The sequence below is a fragment of the Streptomyces sp. NPDC031265 genome, assembly GCF_055570295.1.
In genome coordinates this window covers 33,926-53,660 of the sequence record NZ_JBVIHM010000043.1, presented here as the reverse complement: position 1 = coordinate 53,660, position 19,735 = coordinate 33,926, and the positions used below count along the sequence as shown (strand labels likewise).

At 72.4% G+C, this 19,735-nt stretch carries 2 protein-coding genes; both read right to left on the bottom strand.

Features of this window, described 5'->3' with window-relative positions; translation table 11 throughout:
- Window positions 1–298: 298 nt before the first annotated feature.
- The gene (locus ACZ499_RS37310; protein ID WP_468681298.1) at window positions 299–1,291 is read right to left on the bottom strand and encodes a hypothetical protein; all 993 of its coding nucleotides are present in this window, start codon (window positions 1,289–1,291) and stop codon (window positions 299–301) included.
- Between the two features lie 719 nt (window positions 1,292–2,010).
- Entirely contained in the window at window positions 2,011–19,665 is a 17,655-nt protein-coding gene (locus tag ACZ499_RS37305) for a WXG100-like domain-containing protein (protein ID WP_468681296.1), read from the bottom strand.
- Between the last annotated feature and the right edge of the window lie 70 nt (window positions 19,666–19,735).

Genomic DNA, 19,735 nt, shown 5'->3' with positions numbered 1-19,735 from the left:
GGGAGGACTCACCCAAAGACACCAGTGATCGGGGCAACCCTCCGCCTTGCGATCGCACACACCAGACGCCGCCGGGCCCGCCCTTCGGGCGGACGACGCTACTTTCGAAACACGCCCTAGCCGTGTATCGGAACTACTTACACCCGTGGTCCCGGCCCCACTCCACAACCAGGCACCAGCGGGGCCCGGCGATGCCTCGTCCCGGCCGCGATGACCGCGGGCGTAGCTTCGGTCGGGACCACCGCGTGCGGTCCTGGCCGACCCGAAGGCACCTCCGGGCCGGCCCAGGGTACGGGTGTCACCCCGTGCAGTTGACCCTGACAGCGGCCGCCGCGTGATGGGCGTAGGTCTTGGTGGACCCCTTCTTGTTCGTGCCCCGATCGTGCATCATCACCGAGATCTTCCTGGTGCCGACCGGGAACGTTCCGCTGACGTCGTACCAACCTCCTTGATGGGAAACCTGGTTGATGGAGAAAGACCCCACGAGGTTGTTGCTCTTGGGGGTGAAAGCCCGGTACACGCTGTAGTACGTCGCGGTGCCGCCGACCCTCATCACGTCACTGCTGCGCGGAATGTAGACGGAGATACGGCATTGCTTGGCGTCGGCCGAGGTGTCGAAGAGCCAGTTGACCGAGTTGGCACCGTCCCCCGAACCACCGGACATCGGCATCGACACATACCGCCCGTCGCAGCCCGAGCCCTTGTAGCCACCGGTCGAGCTGGACCAGCCCGTCCGCTTGTCGCTGACGTAGTCATGCATCTGAAAGCGCTGCGGACCCGAGCAGTACGGTCCGGCGATGGCACTGAACACCGTGCCAGGGCTCTGGCCCACCGCGCCCCTGGACCCGCTGGAGCCCGATGTCTTGGTTCCTCCCGAGCCGCCACCGGGCTGAGAGGAGGGCGACCCGCCCGTCTGGGTCCGGGATTCGCCCCCGCTACCGGTGCCGGCCTCCGACTTCGACTGCCCTGCGGGGTGGTCACCCGTAACGCCGCTCCCGGCGGGCACGCCACCGAGCGCCCGCGTACCGTCACCGGCGCCGCCACCGCCCGTGCCGGTCCCGCCCCGCTGGTCACCGCCCCCGCCCTGTCCGGTGTGCGGCGCCGAACCGATCTCGTCCCCGCGCTGCTGGGGGTCGGTGCCCGGGACGAAGCCGTCCTTCGCCTTACCGCCGTTCCACGCGGCCGCCTGTTCGCGGCGTGCCGCCTGACCGTCGTCACCGCCCTGGAGTCCCGCCACGATGAACGGCGTGGCGATGAGGGCCGCTCCGGCAAAGGCCGCGGCGATGCGCATGGGCCGCGGAACGCGCCCCGCCACGCCTGGGCCGCCCTTGCCCGGTTCGTCACCGTCACCGGCCCCGTCACCCCCGTCGGCCCGGATGGCCGCCCGGACGGCCGACGAGGCGGCGGGCGCGGTGTTCGCTGCGACGGCTATCGGGAGGGGCCCGCCCGCTGCCGCCGGGGCTTCGGCGGCAGCGCTCGCTGCGGCACGCGGTTCCGTGGGCGGTTCTGTGCCGGCCGACTCGGCAGGGGGCTCGCCGGCGGTAGAGGCCGTCCCTGTCTCCCTCTCCGCTTCTGCCTCTTGGGAGGCTGCTTGGGAGGCTGCGCCCGTCCGATCCGGTGCCGCCGCACGCGTCACCGCCGGGGATGTGGCTCCGCCTGCCACTTCGGGCGCACCGATCGCCGCGGTCACAGCTTGCGTCTCGGCCTGAACCTCAGCCTCCGGGACCCCCTCGGCCTCTGGCTCCGGGTCCCGGCCGAGGGTGCCGGGGCGGCTCGGCCGTCCGCCGTCACCGCCCTCGCTGCCTCCCGCTGCCTGGGTCCGGGCGGGAGCGCCTATGGCCCCGGCGGGCGCCTCCTCGTCCAGGCCGGAGCCGTCACCGCCGCGGTACTGGGGCTCCGTTGGGCCGGAGGCGTGCTCCGGCCCTGCGGATCCGAACAGGTTTCTCTCCATCACTCTCATTCCTTACGGGCTTCCCGCCGGGCGGCGGGAAGCCGGGCCATTACATTTCTCTAGGTCAGGCGCGCGATAGAACCCGCCTCAAGCGCCAGGAACTCTTCCAGGTGCGAGGCTGCCGCAGGATCCCTGTTCCGCATCTCGGTAAGCGCGTTGATCAAATCGGCGCCACCCAGTTCGGCCAGCGCGGCAAAAGGCATCCGCTCATTCCGCCGCAGATACTCGGTCCATGTCTTCATGAATTCCGGTGCCATCGCCTCGACGAGCGTGTACCGATCCTGGACACTCAGCTCGTGCAGGACCAAATGGGGTTCCATCACTTGCTCGACGAAATCACTGTTCATCCACCCGGTGATAGCCGCATTGCTGACGCCCAGGAAGCGCGCGAACTGGGCTTTCAGGCCCACCTCCTGACTTCCGCGAACGGTGTTCTTCATCACGCTCCACACCAACAGGGAGTACCCGGTTTGCGCGGAGGTGTTCTCGCGCGAGATTCGCTGTGCGCGGGTCCGGAGATCGTCGTTGCCCATCACAGCCAGGACGTTCCACTGGTACTCCATGGCAAGTTCGTCCAGTTTCCCAGGCTGCCTGGTCGCAACAGACTGCCGAGGAGCCAGCGGCATCGAGGCGGTGTGCATGCTGTTTCCCGTCGGCTCGACAACTTCTTCCACCCACTCCGATTCGCTCTCGGATGCCGTCTCGTAGGACCGGGTCCCTTCCCCCGAGCTCGGAGCATCGCCTGCGGAACTCCGACCAACAACCGATGCCGCCGACCGGTGCGAATATGCGGAGATGAACGACTCTTTCCGCAGCTGCCCGTCCAGGGCCTCGGCGTTGCGTGCCAGGTGCGGCAAGTGACGGGCAAGTGTGTGGAGTGACTGCTGGAAGAAGTTTCCGACGCGGTCGTTGAATTCGATGCCGTGTCCGCTATGCCCCGCTGTGGTGTTCCATTGCTCCTGAAAGTTCGTCAGAGCCAGCCAGCAAGCCGCGCAGGGACGTTTCTGGCCACGAATGACGACCGACGACGGAACGTCCTGGGGCGTGACCTGAGCCCGCGACAGGAGGTGCAGGAGCTTCTGCTCCGCGTGCATCGGGCTTGCCCAGTCGTGGGCCCCGTCCGGCCCCATGACGAGAATCACCCCACCCGCGTATTCCTCATCCATCAAAAACCTGCGCAGGGCCTCCGGTTTCTCTGAGGTCGCCACGGCGTGAACGCGTGCGTTCTCGCCGTGGTCCTGGATCGCTCGGAGGGTGTCTATGACGGCATTCCTCCCCTGGAGTGGACCGCCGTCCTCCTCGATGTCCATGCCCGACACCTGAGCAGCGAGTTTGTTCAGGGCGCGGCTCGAGCGCGCAAGAGTCTCGGCTCGGTCAGCAGCGGTATAACCCAGGAGGTACCGATGGTCGGGCGACCAGTGCAGCAGGTTCCAGAACCCGCCGGCCTGCTCCGCACCTTCGATGAGCCATTCGACGGAGCGGTCGAGGTTGGTGGCGAAGACCAGGCGGTTATTGACCAGCGCCCCCTGCACTTCGACCTCTCTCTTGAACTTCTCTCCGTTCGCGCCGTGTTGCATCTGCTGATGGAGATGGCCGAGCGCGTTCCACAGCCTGATGGAAACGTGGCGCAGCGACTGGGCCTGGCGAGATTCGGTGAAACTACGCGGCTGGCTGACAGTGACCTGGTGTGCGGATCGCCCCTTCTGGGAGAAGTCCGATCCGGCAGTGCTGCCCATGACCATTTCGGTGGTCTCCTTCACCCATGCGGTCTGCTCGGCCCCCAAGGGCGTACGGATGAAGATCCGTCGGGCTGCACGGATACGCTCCCGGGACGTCGAAGGTTGCGCGGGGGGCGGCACGGGGTCGGATGATGGATCGGCGACCCGTATCTGCCCCGTGTCGATGGTGGGCAGCAGGTGCAGCGGCGTATGCCCGGAGCTGGGATTGCCGACCTGGGGGGCAACCGCGCTGACGGCACTGTGCCTGGAATAGCGACGGCGGTCGAAGTGGTTCCTCAGGATGCCTTCCCATCCTCTGTCGGTGAAAGCCATCAGGAACCGCTTCCTGCCGCTCGGCAGGACCACCTCTTGCTGGAGAAGGAGACTGGCGTGCCAGAGGATCCCGTTGCCTGTCACAAGAACGACGGACCCCATTCGCTCGGGTTCCAGGGCTTCGACGACGTGCGCGAGTTGCTCGCGGGCCAGCTCCACCGCCCCGCCCGTTCTCGTACGCAAGAGGAGCCCGCCCTGGGGGCCGACATTCGCCTCGATGATGGTGAGGTGAGCAGAGCTGCCGAAGTTGGTGAAGTCGTCCAGATCGACGTGCTCGTAGAGCCTGCGAATCGCGGCGTGGTCTTCCGCGTTTGCCAGGGACGCGTGATAGCGCGGAGGAGGGTTCCCGCTATACCGAGGCGTGTAGAGCTGGAGATCCGAAAGCCGGAACGGCGTGTCGGCGAGGCCCGTGTACACCGGTGCCGCCTGCGACGACTCGGTGACGGGGAAAGACGAACGCATACCGAGCGGCGCGCCCACCTCTGCCTCGGGGCTCGTGTAGTACCCGACTTCGCCGGGGAGTGTCGCTATCTCTTCATGTTCGAGGATCGTTCCCTGCAGCCCGTCGTAAATGCGTGACGCGAAATCCCCCTCGCGATCGGCATTCACCGTGAACTCGCCCGGGGCCGCGCTCCTTTCCCGTACGCCCGTACGCGTGTCGCCCTCGGCCTGGAGCGCGACGGCTGCGGCCCGCTCGGTCGCCACCGGCTGCTCCAGTCGCGACGACGCACCGGTGGCAGCCGGGGCCGACGCCTCGTCCGTGCCGGGCGCATACGCCGTGACCCATCGCCCGCGTGCGTCCTCGCCACGGGCCAGCAGTGCCAGTACGCCTCCGTCCGGCGCCTCCCCCTCGATCGCCGGGGAGTGGCCCACGTCGCTGTCCGGCGCGTAGAGACGGCGCCCGGGTGCCGCCTTGGCCACCTCGGCGACCACGCTGTTCCCGTCGTTCGTCTGCCCCGTCTTGCACGCCACCAGGACGATGTCGCCCCGCTCGGCCGGTCCCTGGGTGAGAGAAGTGAGGAAACGGCCGAACTGAGCGCCGTCGACGACCACCTTCTGCGACTCGGGCGTCGCACTGCTCAAATCGGCGTCCGCCTTCAACCGCAGCACCACTCCATCCTTGGCGCCGTGCGCGTCGAAGAAGTACGGGCGCGGTGTGTCCGTGCCCGATGTCTCCGGCCGCCAGGGCAGTCGCTCCTCTGCCTGCGTGCCGTCCGGCGACGCGGTGGCCCGGTCAGCGCCCTCGCGCACGCGGTAGTGGCGGAAGGAGTCGGTGGTCGTACGGAAGCGGTGGTAGAAGTCCTCCCGCCGGGCCCAGTCGTCGGCACTGTGCGAGGCGTGGCCGAGGAACTCCCCCTGCGCGTCCCTGATTTCGAACAGCTGCACACTGGCGTAGGGGATCTTGCGGCCGTCCGCGAGGACGAAGACCCGCTCCGACTCCGCCGCCGCCACGGCGGGGTTCTTCTGGCTCCCTTCGGTATCGGGCCCGCTGTGATCCTGGCCCTGGAGCGGCGGCTGGGACGGGGTTTCGGCCTGGGCCGGGGAGTGGGACTGAGCCGGGTTCTGGGGCCGGTTCTGACCGCTGGACTGCCCACGGGACTGTGCCTGCCCCCGGGGTGCCGCTGCCTTGCGGGCCGCCGAGGGCAGGTTGTTGCCGATCTCCCGCAGCGTGCTCCAGTCCGCCGGGACGAAGTCGGTCTGCGCCTGCCCGCTCTTGGCCGCCTTCTCGATGGCCCTCTTCAACTGGTTCGCGGCCTGGTCGAACGCGGTCTTCTTCAATGGCTGGTACTTCGGCGACATCTCGTCACCGAGTTCGCCGACCTGTGCCAGGGCGGTCGCCACCTTGCGCTCCGCAGGCAGGTCCTCGGAGAGCTTGTCGGTCAGGGCGAGGATGTCGAGCGCGTCGCGCCTGCGCTTCTCGGTCAGCTCGTCCTCGGGCCGCTGCCCCTGCGTGCCCTCCCCGGGCGCCGCCAGTTTCCGGTTCGCGAGCGCCACGATCTTGTCACTGAGCAGACGCGGTGCCGAGACAGCGGTGACGGGGACGGTCTGCGTCTCGTCACCGGCCAGCTTGAGCCGGCGCTGGTCCGTGGGGACCTTGCCGAACGTCACGCTGACTTCGACCCCGCCGAACCAGCCCTTGACCGTGCTCGCCGGCGCCTGGGCGCCTCCGTCCGGATTGACGAGCTGCGCCACGGTGGCGAAGATCTGCTGGCGCTGTGCCGCGTCGATGCCGTCCGGCAGGCTGAGCCGCAGGTCCAGGTCCTGGAGGGGCCGTTGGGGGCGGTAGGCGAAGACTCCGCCGCCACCGCCCAGGCTCACCACCGCCTCCACGGCGTGCTCGTCCCGGATGCGCTCGATCAGCAGGCGCTCGATCAACGCCGCTGTGCCCAGCCGGAATTCGGATTCGACGTGCTCGTAGCCCTGGAACGTCTGCTCCTGAGCGTCCGGGGCGGCCAGGGCCGCCGGTGCGTCGCTGTTGAGGGCCAGGGCCACGAGGAGCGTGTCCGCCGCCGAGCTGAACCGGCCTCCCTGGCGCGGGGCTTCGGCCGCGTCCGTGGCCGGCAGGGCCGCGACGTAGCGGTCGCCGTCCTGGTACAGCAACGGCGACGCGGCCGTGGGGGTGCCGTACGTTCGCACGTGGCCGTCCGGGTCCACCACCCGCAGCCCGCCGACCGCGCGGACGGCCAGTTCATGGATGAGCCGGGGCATGGCGGGCGGGGCCGAGGTGTGGGGCCGGTGCAGTACGAGGGCCGTGAGGGCGGCACGCTCGCTGTCGGAGAGGCGGGCGTGGGCGGCGGGCGTCAGGGCGTAGTGGCCGGAGGGCAGGGACGAGGTCGAGGACTGCGGGTCCGCGCCCCTGGTGAAGGGTGCGCCCGGCTCCCGTCCGGCGGCCCGGAGCTCATCCTCGGTGAACGTGGTGCCCGCTCCGGGGAACAGGCGTCGGCTCAGCACACTCCGCGCGGAGGCGCCCAGGACGGTGTCCTCGGGCAGCATGCCTCCCGTTTCGGTGAAGCGGCGCCACCCTGTCCCGTCGAGGGCGACCCCGGCGGCTGCCAGGTCGTCCTCGGTGAACCGATGGCCGCGCAGCACGTCCTCACCGAGGTCGGGGAACTCCTCGACGACCTCCCGCGGCAGACCGTCGAGGGCACGGGCCCGCAGGTCCCCGGCGCCTTCCCCACGGCCGTGCGCAATGGCGAGCGCTTCGAACAGGCCGCCATCCTCGCTTCCGGCGCCAGGATGCGGAGCATCCCCGGGGTGCAGCACATACCTGCTCCCATCGGCCAGGACAAGGGTGTCGCCCTCGCGCGATGCCGCCTGGGTGTCGATACGGCCCAGCGCGGGCCGGTACTGGTGGTCCTGGACGTGCAGCGTCACCTCCAGCGGCGTGAGCCGGTCCGGCGGGGTGAACGTCTGGTGGCCGAGGTCTCCGCGTACGACGGTGAGGTTCAGCCCCAGCAGGCGTGCGGCCAGGACGGGCAGCAGGTCGGCGGCCGCGTGGTTCCAGCCCGCGTCGACGCGGTCGCCCACCCGGCCGTCTCCCGGGCGCAGCAGGTTCAGCCGGGCCAGGGCGAGCCGCTGCTCGGGGGTGAGCGTGAGCGCGCGGGGCAGGCGGTGGTGCGCGGCGGCCAGTTCCTGGCGCTCGGCCGCGGTGAGGGTGATGCCTGCGGCGTCGAGGTCCTGCGCGGTGAACCGGTCGGCGGGGCCGGGCGCGATGGTGTCCGCCAACTCCCGCTGCCAGATGCTCAGTTCGCCATCGGGGAGCAGCTGGTCGGCCATGGCGTGGGCGACGGCGCGCACGGTGGACGTGAGGTCGTTGCCGCGCAGTCCGCGCGTGTCGAGCAGGTCGGGAGCGGTCGTGTCCACGGCGTGGACGAGCGAGCGCAGGAAGCTGGTGCCGCTGCCGGGCTCGGCCGCCGGCGTCTCGACGATGTCGAGGACCCTCTCTCCGTCCGGGGACAGCAGGGTGAGCGGGCGCCCTTCGGGGTCGGCGAGCAGGGCCGTATACCGGCGCGGCTCATCGATGGTTGCCGTGCGGGCCGTGGCGGGCATCGGGTCGGGACGCCAGGGGGCCGGACCAGGCGCCGTGCGGGGGGTGTCGGCGGCGATCCGGGCGGCGTCCCTGGCCGCCAGGAACCGGGCGCGGGCCGCGATTGCCTCCGACCGGGCGAGGTCCAGGCGCTCGCGTACCTCGTCGTACGCCCGTACCGCCTCCCGTACGGGTTCCAGGGCACGCCACTGGCGTTCCGCGGAAACGCGCGGCGTCTTTCCGTGGGCACGGCTCAGCCGCCCCCGGGCGGCCTGCTCGTCCGCGAGCGCGGCACGGTAGCGGGTGTCGGCGGCGCGCCAAGTGCGGGCCCACGCCCGCGTGTTGTCCCGTTCGCGTACGGCGCCGTCCGTCAGGTCGGTGCGGACCATCAGCGGGTCCAGGGTCGCGCGGTGCTCGGCGAACCAGGGCCGCACGGCCTCGGTCACCTCGGCTTCGGTGAGCGGGCCCGGCGCGGTCAGCGGGTCAGCGGCCGCCGGACCGGCCGACTGCTGCGGGCCGGGTGCCGGCAGCGGGTAGTCGGCCAGGTCGTGGTCGGAGGGCTGCGCCACGACGATGCCGTCGAGTACCGCGTCGGCGTCGAAGGGCGCCGGCGCGTCGCCGGTGCGCTGGGCCGGCGGGCGGCTGTGGTGGAGGAGCGTCTCGTCGGCCCAGGTCCGGGCGCGCGAGAGGCGGGTCTGGGCGGAGGCGAGGTCGCGGCGGCGGTCGGCCAGTTGCTGCTGGAGTTCGGCGAGCCGTTCCTCGCGCGAGGCCAGTCGTGCCGCCGCCGCACGCACGGCGGCGGGCAGTGTGTCGTGACCGGTCGCGGCGGATGCCGCCGACGATGTCGGCGCCATCGCGTCCGGTGTGTCGTCGTCCGTGACGCTTTCGCGCCAGGCGCGCTCCACGCCGGCGCGGGCCTGGGTGACTTCGGCCGTCAGGTCGCGCAAAGACCGTACTGTCGCCGCCTCCGCCTTCGCGGCCTCGGTGAACGCCTTGGTCTGCTTCTTCAACGTCGTGGACGCGGTGTCGAGTTCGGGCGTGAGCAGGCCGTGCCGCCTCGCGAGGTCGTACGAGACCCAGACGTGGATGCCGGCCGTCACGGTGTGCTCGGCGGCGGCGGGCGGTCCGACGCGCCTGCTGATGTGGTCGGGCAGGAGGTTCCGCACGGCCTGGGGCACGGCTCCGGTGCGGCGGGTGACCTCGGCGACGTGCCGCCAGTCCACGTCCATGCGGACCAGCACCGCTCCGCCCGCCGGCGGCTTGATGGTGGTCAGGGCGGAGGTACGGCGATCCAAGGTGAGTCCGTCGATCGCGGTGTCCGGCCAGCCGGGTGTGGACACGGTGACGGTGCCCGGGGGGAACGCGACGGACACCGGTGCCAGGCTCGGGCCCGCCGTCAGTCCCGGCTGGTGCACCTGGGTGGTGTCACCGCTGTGCGTCTGGTTGCCCAGGGCACGCCGGCTGCCGCCGATGCCCGCGTCCGGATCGAGGGCGACCACGACCGCGCTGTCGAGGTCGATGTTGGCGAACAACCGCAAGGTGGCGTCGAACCCGCCGTGCGCGGAGTCGGTGTCGTGCAGCCCGAGGGTGAGCCCCTGCGTGAGCACCTGGCGGAAGTAGGCGGCGAGGACTTCGTGGCTGACGGTGTCGGCGTGGACCTGGGCGGCCGCCGCGCCCGGACGGGTGAGGGCGCCGCGGCCCTGGTGAGGGTCGCCGCCTTGGCCCAGCGCCGTCCCCGTCCAGGTCCCGGCCCGGGTGCCCAGCGGCGGGCGGATGCCGCCGCGCGGCAGTGGCCCGGCCGCGTCCAGGACGAACGCCCCGGCCTCGCGAAGCTCGGCGATGCCCTCGATCCGGGCGACCGCCAGACTTTCGGGTCCGGCCGCGAACAGCTCCCTCGCCCGGCGGTACGCGGGCCGCGCGGACCAGTCGGCCAGGGCCCCGGGGGTGCTCGCGTCGATCAGGGTCGGCCGGGTGGAGACGGCGGCAGGAGCGAAGGGATGGTGCACGGAGGGCCGCTCCGGTGCGACGGAGGTCGGCACGGCCAGGGACAGCGGAAGGTGCTCGCGGACCGTGCCCAGGGGGTAGGGCGGGCTGGTGAGCCGATGGCGTCCGCCGTCGACCTCCAGCTGGAAGACGACGGAGAACGCGCTGTCGCCCGACACGGAGATACCGCCGTGCGTCACGGTGGAGGTGGCCGATTCGGTCAGGGTCAGGCCGAGCGTGGTGGAGCGGGAGAAGCCGGCGCGGTCGTCGAGCGCCACGGAGATCCCGGTCAGGGCCGACTGCCCCGGGACGGTGGGGCCTTCGGTGACTCGTATGCCCGCGTCGGTGCCCCGGGCCGCCTTGTCGGTGACCGTGTGCGCCGTGGAGGTCACCTTCGACGCCGACAGTGCGGCGTCGTGCCGCAGCGTGCCGGGGGTGAACGCGGTGCGCCGCAGGGACACGGTCAGGCGGGCGCTGCGTGAGGAGCCGAGGTTCTGACGGGTCAGGCGCAAAGTGGCGCCGCCGTTCTCCAAGGTGGCGAGCAGGCCGCGTATCCCGCTGGGCGACAGAGTGGCGCTGCGCCGGGCGAGGCTGCCGAGCTGGTCCTCTAGCAGACCGGCCGGCTCCAGCCAGTCGGCGTGCCGGGGCAGGCCGGTGCCCACCAGCTCCCGGAACCGGTTGAGCGCACCGCTCAGATCGAGGCTGCCGACGGGGAAGGACCCGAGCGCGGCCAGCGGGCCCGCCGTGAACGGGACGTGCGGCAGCGGGTCGCCGAGCCCGTCCTCGTACAGCCCCAGCGCCCTGGCCTCCTCCAGCAGCATCCAGATCAGCACGCCGTCGGGCACCGAGACGATCCGCCCCCGCGGCGCTCTCACCCAGGGGCCGGTCGTGGGCAGCGCCAGCAGACCTCGCGGGCTGGAACGTGCGGCGAGATGCCAGTCCACGTCCGCCGCGACCAGGGCGAGGGGCCCGCTGTAGGCCACGGTGTGGGTGGGGTTGGCCCCCAGCGCGTGGGTCTCGGTGTGGGTGGTGGAGCGCTGGTAGGGCGTCCAGGAGAGCCCGTAGGCGCCCGTGGTGCGCAGGGCGTCGTGCTGCTTGGCGCGGAACGCCGCGGCCACGGTCACGCCGGCGTCCCGGGTGGCGGCCAGCGAGTGGCCCGCGCCGGTGGTCACGGATCCGATGGCGGACAGGGTGACGTCGCCGGAGTCGACGACGCCCAGCACCCGGGCCCGGCCGAGCCGGGGCCAGGCGCTGACGGACGCGGTGATGTCGGTGAACGCCGTCTTGCCGAACAGCTCGCCGACGTGCTTGCCCACCACCGCGGCGTCGGTGAAGTCCGCCTCGTTGCGGCCGGGTGCGAAGGACTCGGCGAGCGCGTGGGAGGCAGGGGTGCCGTCGCTCCGGTAGACCCATGAGTCGCCCGAGACCTCTGCCAGCAGTTCCCGGGCGTGCCGGTAGACCGTGGCGGGTGCCAGGACGTTCTGGACGATGTGGGGGCCTCGCAGCAGTGCGGGCGTCGCCCGGTCGGCGACGGGCCGCCCGGAGGCCAGCGTCCGCGCCTGCTCGGCGCTCATCGCCCGCACCGGCGCGCCGCCCTCGGTGACGGCGCCACCGGTGGCGGCCAGGGCGGCCGGAACGGCGAGGGTCAGCTGTCCGCCGAAGTCCCGCGCGCCCAGCAGGTCATCGGCCGTGCCATGGGAGATGAACACATCCGCGGCCAGGAGTTCGCCGGTGGCGACGCGTGCCGCGTTGGCGGGCCGGCGCAGGGAGCGGGCCGACACCTCGAAGTCCAGGTCGTAGGTCCACAGATGCTGGCTTCCGGTGCTGCCGATCCCGCCGTCCGGGTTCAACTGCGGCCCGTAGGTGGCCCCGTAGGCGCGCTGGCGGCCTCGGCGCAGGCTCAGTCCGGCGGTCGCGCCGTACGCGTCGCCGCCGAGGATGCCGAGGTCCAGCCCGCCGGACCAGCCCTGGGTGCGGGTGCTGGAGCCGTCGGCGCGGATCGACGACAGGACGTTGTTGGCGACGCCCAGATCATGCTGGGTCCCCGCGAACCGCGGGCCGCGCACGCGCGCCCGGACCTCGACGGTGACGTACTCCTTGAGGGCGGCGCCGAGCCCGCTGTCGCCCACCCTGCCGACGCGGTCGAGCTGGATGCGCAGACCGGTGGTGGTGAGCCGTTCCAGGGCGCTCTCGATCTGCGGCTGCGACAGCGCCTGGTACAGCTTGTGGGTGTTGCGCAGCGCGTTGGCGTAGTCGGCTTCGGCGGAGTCCTTGAGGAGTCGGCCCTCGCGGAAACTGCGCGGAGTGTCCTGGTCGGGCCGTACCACCAGGCGGGGATGGCGCTCCCACAGGCTCTCCAGCACCTGGTCGCGTACGCGCTCTATGAGCGAGGCGCGCCGCACCGGCTCGCCGCCGGTGTCTTGGGGCGCGGCCACCGTGTCGAGGGCGACGACCACGTGCGGCCCGAAGGTGCCCGGCCGTTCGGCGGTGGGGAGGTAGGCGGGCGGACGGGGTTCCTGTGCGGTGTCCGCATGCCCGAGGTCACGCTGCCAGCGGGCGAGCCGTCGTGCCTCGTCGCGCGCCATCAGTACGGACGCGGTCAGATGCGCGGGATCGCCGTCGGCGCGCGGCGAGCGCCAGGCCTCCCCCAGCCTGCGGACCTCGACGCGGTAGCGCACCTCGTAGACACCCGAGTGACCGCGCGTGGTGAGGGTGCGGCCGATCTCGGCGGTGTTGCCGGTGAAGCTGCTCTCGGCGCGCTGCGTGGACCACGTCAGCGCTCCGCCCGCCTGGACGCGAAGCTGCTGTGCCAGGCCGGGCACGGTCACGGCCGGGCCCAGTGTGCCGGTGAGGCTGCCGCCCTGGGTGCTGCGCCGGTCGAGGACGGCGGCGACCCGGCCGGTGTCGGCCTTCTTGACCTCGGTCGTGTCGGACGCGGCGGTGAGCGCCGCCGACATCGGCCGCAGGCGCATCTCGGCGGCGCCCAGCCAGTGCGCGCCGGCCGGGTCCGCCGGGAGCGGTGCGCTCAGGACCGTGGCCTCGGTGGCCGGTCCCAGCAGGGTGCGCAGGCTCTCCGGCGAGAAGAAGGAGTCGAGAGCCCGGCGGGCCGCGCTGTCCGGCCCGGCCTCGGGGAACGCGGTGCGCGCCCATGTGTGCAGGTCGCCGCCGGGAGCGACGTCGAGGGGGACGAACAGGCGGGGCCGGTCGCCCGGGGCGAACCGGATGTGTTCGGGCATCCGGTCCGGGAGCACCGGCCGCACCGCGCTGTCCGGCGCCCGCCACGCGAGCCCGCCGGTGATGCGGTACGCGGACTCCCGCACCGGTCCGGACGGCTGCCCGGAGCGGTCCAGGGGCGCGGCGACGGCTCTGACGTACAGGTCGTCGACGTGGACGTGGCTGCCGTCCTTGCCGACGGCGGTGCTGCTGGTCTGGGCGCGGTGTTCGAAGGCGTACTGGTAGGCGGGTTCCTTGCGGCGCACGGTGACACCAAGGGACGCGTACGGGGCGACAGTGCCGGTCCCCGGGCCCAGCGGGAGGGTGGCGCCGAAGGACCGTGTCGCGCCGAGGGACTTGCTGTCCCCCGTGCCCGGACGGCTGCGGACCTCCGTGTCCACCTTGGTGTCCCCGGCGGCCTTCGCCTCTTCGCCGAGCGGGGTGTAGCGGCTCCAGTCGCCGTAGTTGGCGGTCTCCACGGTCAGTGTGTGCCGACCGCCGTCCTGGGTGGTGATGGTGAAGGGGCGGCCGTGCAGGAAGGTGTGCGGGTTGTCGGCGAGCTCCCGCCGCAGCTCCTCCAGCGCGCCGGGGGCCGGGCGGTGGTCCGCGTGCAGCTCCTCGATCAGCCGCTCGATCCCACGGAACGCGAGCGCGCCGTGCCCCGCCGAGCGGAGGTTGTACGGCAGTTCGGCCCCGTCGTCGAAGCGGACCAGGTCCTCGGGCCGGCGCTCGGGCGCGACCGCGTCGCGTGCCAGCGCCACGGGCCGCTCGGCGCCGGGGTCGTCGCTCGCGTGGACCGCGCGCGGGACGGCGTCCAGCTCCTCGCTCGCCCGCTGCCGTACGGCCTCGTCGCCAAGGTCGGGGAAGCGTCGGCGCACCGAGTACAGCAGCCGCTCGTACACGTCGGCGGAGAGGTCGTCGAGGCTCCGGGGAGGCCGCGGCGGTGCGGTGACCGGTTCCGAGGTGACGGGCGCGGGGCCGGGTACCGGGACGGACTCGGGCTCATCGGGGACCGGCAGCGGCTCGCGTGCGTCCTCGCCCAAGGCGTCGGCGTCACGGGGGCGCGCGATGACCCTCTCGGACTCCTCCAGGCTGTTCCACGTGAAACCCGAGCCACGCCCCTTGGCCGTGGTGGAGGCGTCCGGAGCGGACGAACTCGTGGGCGCGGACGCCGGGGCGCCGTCGGTGTCGGTGTGGGGGTCGGTGTCGCTGTCGTCGGAGAACGGCTCGCGCAGGGTGTCCTCGCCCTCCTCCAGCTCGCCCGTCCGCTCGCTCGTCCGGGACATCTGCCCGATGTCCGATCCTTCGGCGCCACCGGTACGCGAGGGCCCCTGGGACGCGCCGTCGTGCGTGTCCGTGCCGTCGCCGGGTCCTTGCAAGGCCTGCAACCGGGCCCGCATGAGGTCGTCGAAGTCCTGGTCCGCCTGCCCACGGACGACTGAGTCCCCGTCTCCGTCGCCGTCCGAGGGATGGTCCGGGTCGCGCGGCGGCAGGTCCTCGCCCACACCGTCGCCGAGGTCGCGCCCCGCGGCGCCGGGGCCCCGGCCCAGCCGCTCCAGCCGCTCCGAGAGCGTCGCGCTGTCCTTGGCGGCGGCCCGGCGCGCCTCGGTGGACAGACCGTCGAGAGCCTGGTCGATACGGTCGTTGAGCGGGCGCAGCGAATCGGGGGCCCTGAGCGCCCGGTCCAGCCGGTTGTGTCCGACTTCGCGCAGCACCCGGGTCTCTGCCTGATACTCCTCGATCAGCTGCCGCGTGGCCTCGGTGTCACCGGCGGCCTCGTCGAACCGGGACAGCCATGCGGCGCGCTCCCGTTCCGTTCGCTCCGCGCCGACGGGGTCACCCTCGCGAAGGGCACGCAGCTCGGCCTCACGCCGCAACTCCTGCACCCGGGCGTCGTGCTGCCGGTCGAGCCGGTCACGGGCGGCCTGATCGTCGGCGTGCGCGTAACGCTCCACCCACCGCTCGCGCTCGGCCTGCGGCATGTCGACGAGGTTCTGGTGTCCGGCGCGCACGCGCGCGTCGAAGTCGTCGGACTCCTCGGTACGGGAGCCCGACCCGTCCTCGCTTCGGTCCGGCGGAGCGGGCGCCTCGTCCTGCTCCTTCGGCGTCTGGTCGCCGAGTCGTTCGGGGTCGGCGTCGGGGCGCGAGCGGGGGCCCAGCGCCTCCAGGCGTCGGCGCAGCGCGGCCAGGTCCGCGTCCGCCTCGGCGTCCCGCATGCGCAGCGGGTCGTGGCGGCGCTGCAGACGTTCCCACTGCAAGGTGTTACCGGCGTCGTCGGGGCGCAGCTCGGCGAAGCGCCGTTGCAGGCGCATCTGCTCGCGCTCGTCGTCGGTGCGCGTGAGGTCCAGGCGGCGTTCTGTTTCCCGGTCACCCAGCGCGGCCGTACGCCGCTCGTACTGCTCCCTCAGCTCCTCGCTGAGGCCGTCGCGCTCCAACCGCCGTTGCCAGTGCTCCAGTTCACGCTCGCCCGCGCCCAGTTCACGCAGCCGCTCGACGCGTTGTGCGCCATCGAGGCGGGAGAGCTCGGCACGGTACTCGTCGTCCAGCCGGGCCGCCTGTTCGGCCGTCATCTCGGCGCCACGCCGCAACGACCACAGGTCGCTGCGGTCCGGGTCCATGCCGAGGCGTCGCTCGTGGTCCCGGTGGAGGCGGTCCAGGCGCTCGTCGAGCGCCCGCTCGTCCATCGGCTGGTGTGCTGGGTCGGCGTCGGAGCCGCCGCCCCGCTTGCCCAGTTCCGCCCGCAGAGCCCCCAGCCGACGCTCGTACGTGTCGATGAGCGCGGCGGTGTCGTGGGCGGGACGGCCTTCCAGCGCCGACGTCTCGATGTCGACCGCGTGTCCCAGCCATTCGCTGCGGCGCATGCCGAGCTCCGAGACGCGTCGGTATCCGGCGTCGATGTGACGGCGGAAGTCCGCGAGGCGGGTGTCGAGCCCGGCGACGGCGACGTCGCGCTGGAGCGAGCGGAGCCCGGCTGCGGCCTCGGAATGACGCCCGGCCGCGGTGTCCTGGTTGATCTGCTCCACGCGTTCACGGACATCACCCCGGTCCAGACCGGCCTTGCGGGCCTGGGAGGAGAGGTGTTCCAGGGCCCGCGTGACCCTCGCATCAGTCCGGCCGGCGGGGCGGCCGCGAGGCACCTCGGGGAACGCCAGGTCCATCGGCGCGTCGCCCGGCACGTCCGGCAGCTCGACCGGCACGCGTGAGGCCCGGTCCAGGTCGCCGAAGCCGTCTCCATCGCCGTGCGCGAAGGGCAACTCGTCCAGCAACGCGTCCAGTTCGTTCGGGTCGTCACCCTGCGGCCGGGGAGTCTCCGACGCCGCCTCGGGCCCGTCGTCGGCCGGGTCCCGAACGGGGCCGGGCGAGTCGAGGGAGTCAAGCAGTTCCAGGGCCGCCAGGTCCTCCGGCGTGGCTTCGGTGTCGTTCCCGGCCGGGCGCGTGCTGTCCGCCTCGTCGGGCTCCTGCGGCTGCGGCTCGTGCCGCCCGTGCTCGCGCTCCTCGCTCAGCGCCTCCTGATGGGCGCGCCGCAACTCCTCCAGACGGGCGGGGCGGCCGTGGTAGGCGGTGCCGCCGTCGTGGAGGCGGTCCAGACGCTCCCGGAGCCCGGCGTACTGGTCGGGGGCGTCCGGAGCGTCGGATCCCTCCTTGCGCAGCTCGTCCAGGCGTCGGTGCAGCGCCTCGTCGGAGTCAGCTCCGGCGGCCGTGCCGGATCTGCGGGAACCGGCGTCGGTGTCCACGGAGCCGCGCCCGCCGGAGCCGTCAGCGCCGTCGGCGCCATCCAGGAAATCACGGACCAGCCTGCTGCGCAGGGCGTCCGCGCGGGTCCGCGCGGCACGCTCGCCCGCCAGGTGCTCGCGCGCCTCCCGCACCATGGCCGAGACGTCCATGGCCGGGTCGGTACGTACGGCCAGCGCCAGATCGTCCGCGATCTCCCGCACGCCCCTTACGGGCTCGGGGCCGTCCGATTCGAGCGGCAGTCCCACCCCAAGGTCGTCCAGCTCCGCGCGCGAGCGGACCTCCAGGTCCTTCAGGGTCGCGATCTCCCGTAGCGCGGCCGGCGCGTCCCCCTCGGCCAGGGCCTTCTCGACCCGGTCCAGGACCTCGCCCCGGCCCTGCGAACCCGGCGCGGACGGGTCGGTGTCGGGCGTGCTGGGCCAGTCCTCGCCGAGCGATTCGGCCCGGTCGGATCCGCCGGACACCCGGGGACCGCCGTCATCGGCCCCGTCCGGGGTGCGCTGCGGACCGGATCCCTCGGTGTCCCGCCCGGAGCCGCCGCCGGGATCCGCCGGTGACTGCGGGCGGGCGCCCGGGAGGTCCGGCCCGCCCGAGCCGGTCGGCACGCGGGCCGGAGCGGGGGCCGGAGCCGACGCCGACGCCACGGCTGTTTCGGGGCGCGGCGACTCCGCCACCGGGACCGGCCCTCCGCCGTCACCGCCACCCGCCCCGACCGTCTGGGGCCGTACGGGAGCCGACACGGGCCCCTCGTCGCCCTCGGTGAACCCGATGCCGTCGTCATCCGCATCCGGGGATACGAACCTGTCGTCACCATCCACGTTCAGGTATTCGAGCTCCTCGTACTCGCTGTCCGCGTCGGTGTCGCGGCGCTCGTGGTCGGGCGAGGAGCCGTCCTGGCCGTCGCCGCCGTCCGGTCCGTTCCGGTCCGTGTGGTCCGTGTCAGACGTGGTGCGCCGGGCACCGCCGTCACCGCGGGCGGCGGCACCGCCGTCTTCGGTGCCGCCCGAGGAGACGGTGGCGATCTTCTCGGCGGCCGGGACCGGGGTGGCCCCTTCTCCCTCTCCGGAGGCGCCACCCTTGCCCGAACTCCCTCCCGTACGCGGGGACTTGAGGTCCGGCACCTCGGGCGGGACGACGGTGGCGCCGCCCCCGCCCGCTCCGCGCAGCGCGTTGATGCCGTGGGCGACGCCATGGCCCAGGAGACCGCCCACGGCTCCGGCCACCGGGGTGAAACCGGTGACCTTGAACTCGTGCTCGGGGCTGAAGAGCAGGTTGTACATGCCTTCGGTGACGGCCTGGTGCCCGGCGTCCGAACCGATGTTGCCGAGCAGATTTCCGATCTTGTATCCGGCGTCGCCGGGCAGGTGCTTGGCTATGCCGTGCACCAGCGCTTCCGGCAGGTCGTGGGAGAACGCCTGCATCCCGGTGGTCCCGAGCTTGCCCGCGTACGGCTCCAGGACCTCGCCCAGCGACCGCGTCAGCCCCTGCCAACCGCCCTTGCCCGCCCAGTTCGTGACGAACGCCTCGCCGTACTCCCGGCCGAGAGCGCCCGCCGTGGTCTTCCCGAGCGTGGCGCCCAGGTGCTTCTCGAAGATCTTGCCGAAGTCGTTGACCACGAGTTCCCCGGCCATGCCCCGGACCGCCCCGGCGGTCGCACCCCTGGTCACCCCGCCCATAGCGGGGGCGGTCCTGCCGAGTGCCTGGCCGATGTCGCGGCCCAGGTTGCGGGCGACTTCCGGAGTGATGAGGTTGCCGCCGGCCTTGCCCGCCGCGTTCCCTCCGGCCCTGCCGCCCGCGCCGGCGCCGAGGTCGCCCAGCGCGCCGCCCGCGCCCTTGCCTCCCGCACCGGCCGCGCCCTTGCCCGCGCTGCTGCCCAGCCCCCGCCCGCCGCCCTTCGGCAGGTTCTTCAGACCGCCGTCCAGGATGTCGTCCAGGCCACGGCCCGCACCGCCGCCGAAGCTCTTGAACAGCCGCTCGCCCAGATCCTCGGAGAGCTTCTTGCCCAGCCCCTTGCCGAACAGATTGCCCAGCAGCTTGCCGAGCCCTTCGCCGAGCACCGAGAACGGCCCGCCCAGCAGACCGCCGATGGCACCGAACTTCACCGCGTCGAGCGTGAACTGCTTGTTCCACTCCGTACGGTTGCCCATGCCCATCTGGGTGAGCTGGAGGACCGCGTCGAGCAGCAGACCACCGGCGATCCCGATGATCATCTGCAGGACGATCTGGGTGATCAGGAAGCGGGCCAGCAGGATCACCGCCACGCGGAACTCCGCCGCCAGCAGCGCCAGCCATGCCTCCGAGAGGCCTCCGGTGACGGAGAGCAGGGCCTGCGCGAGGGCGATCTGCGCGATCAGCAGCACGAGTTGGCCGAAAATGGCCCACTTGGTGTACTCGACGTCGGCAGCGGTCTTGAAGGCGTTTTCGGCCAGGGCCTCGGCCTCCTTCTTGGCATGGCCCAGCACGCTGTTGTCACCGCCGACGAACTGGTTGGCGTACTCCAGGAAGCCGGTCGCCGTCTCGCCCTCGAAGTCCGCCTGGACCTGGCGGACCACTTCCCGCAGGAGGTCTTCGAGCTGGCCGAACTTCTGGGCGGCTTGCCGGTACTCACGGCTGACCTCGCGCAGCTCGTCCTCGTTCGCCTGCGGGAAGTCCACACCGCTCAGCGTCTTGAGGAACGTCGCCCAGCCGCCGGATATCTCAATCGCCATCGTGTACTGCCGTGGTCCGTCCGTGTACTAACGCCAAGTGGGGGGGGTGTGCTGCCAGGAGCCGGTGCGA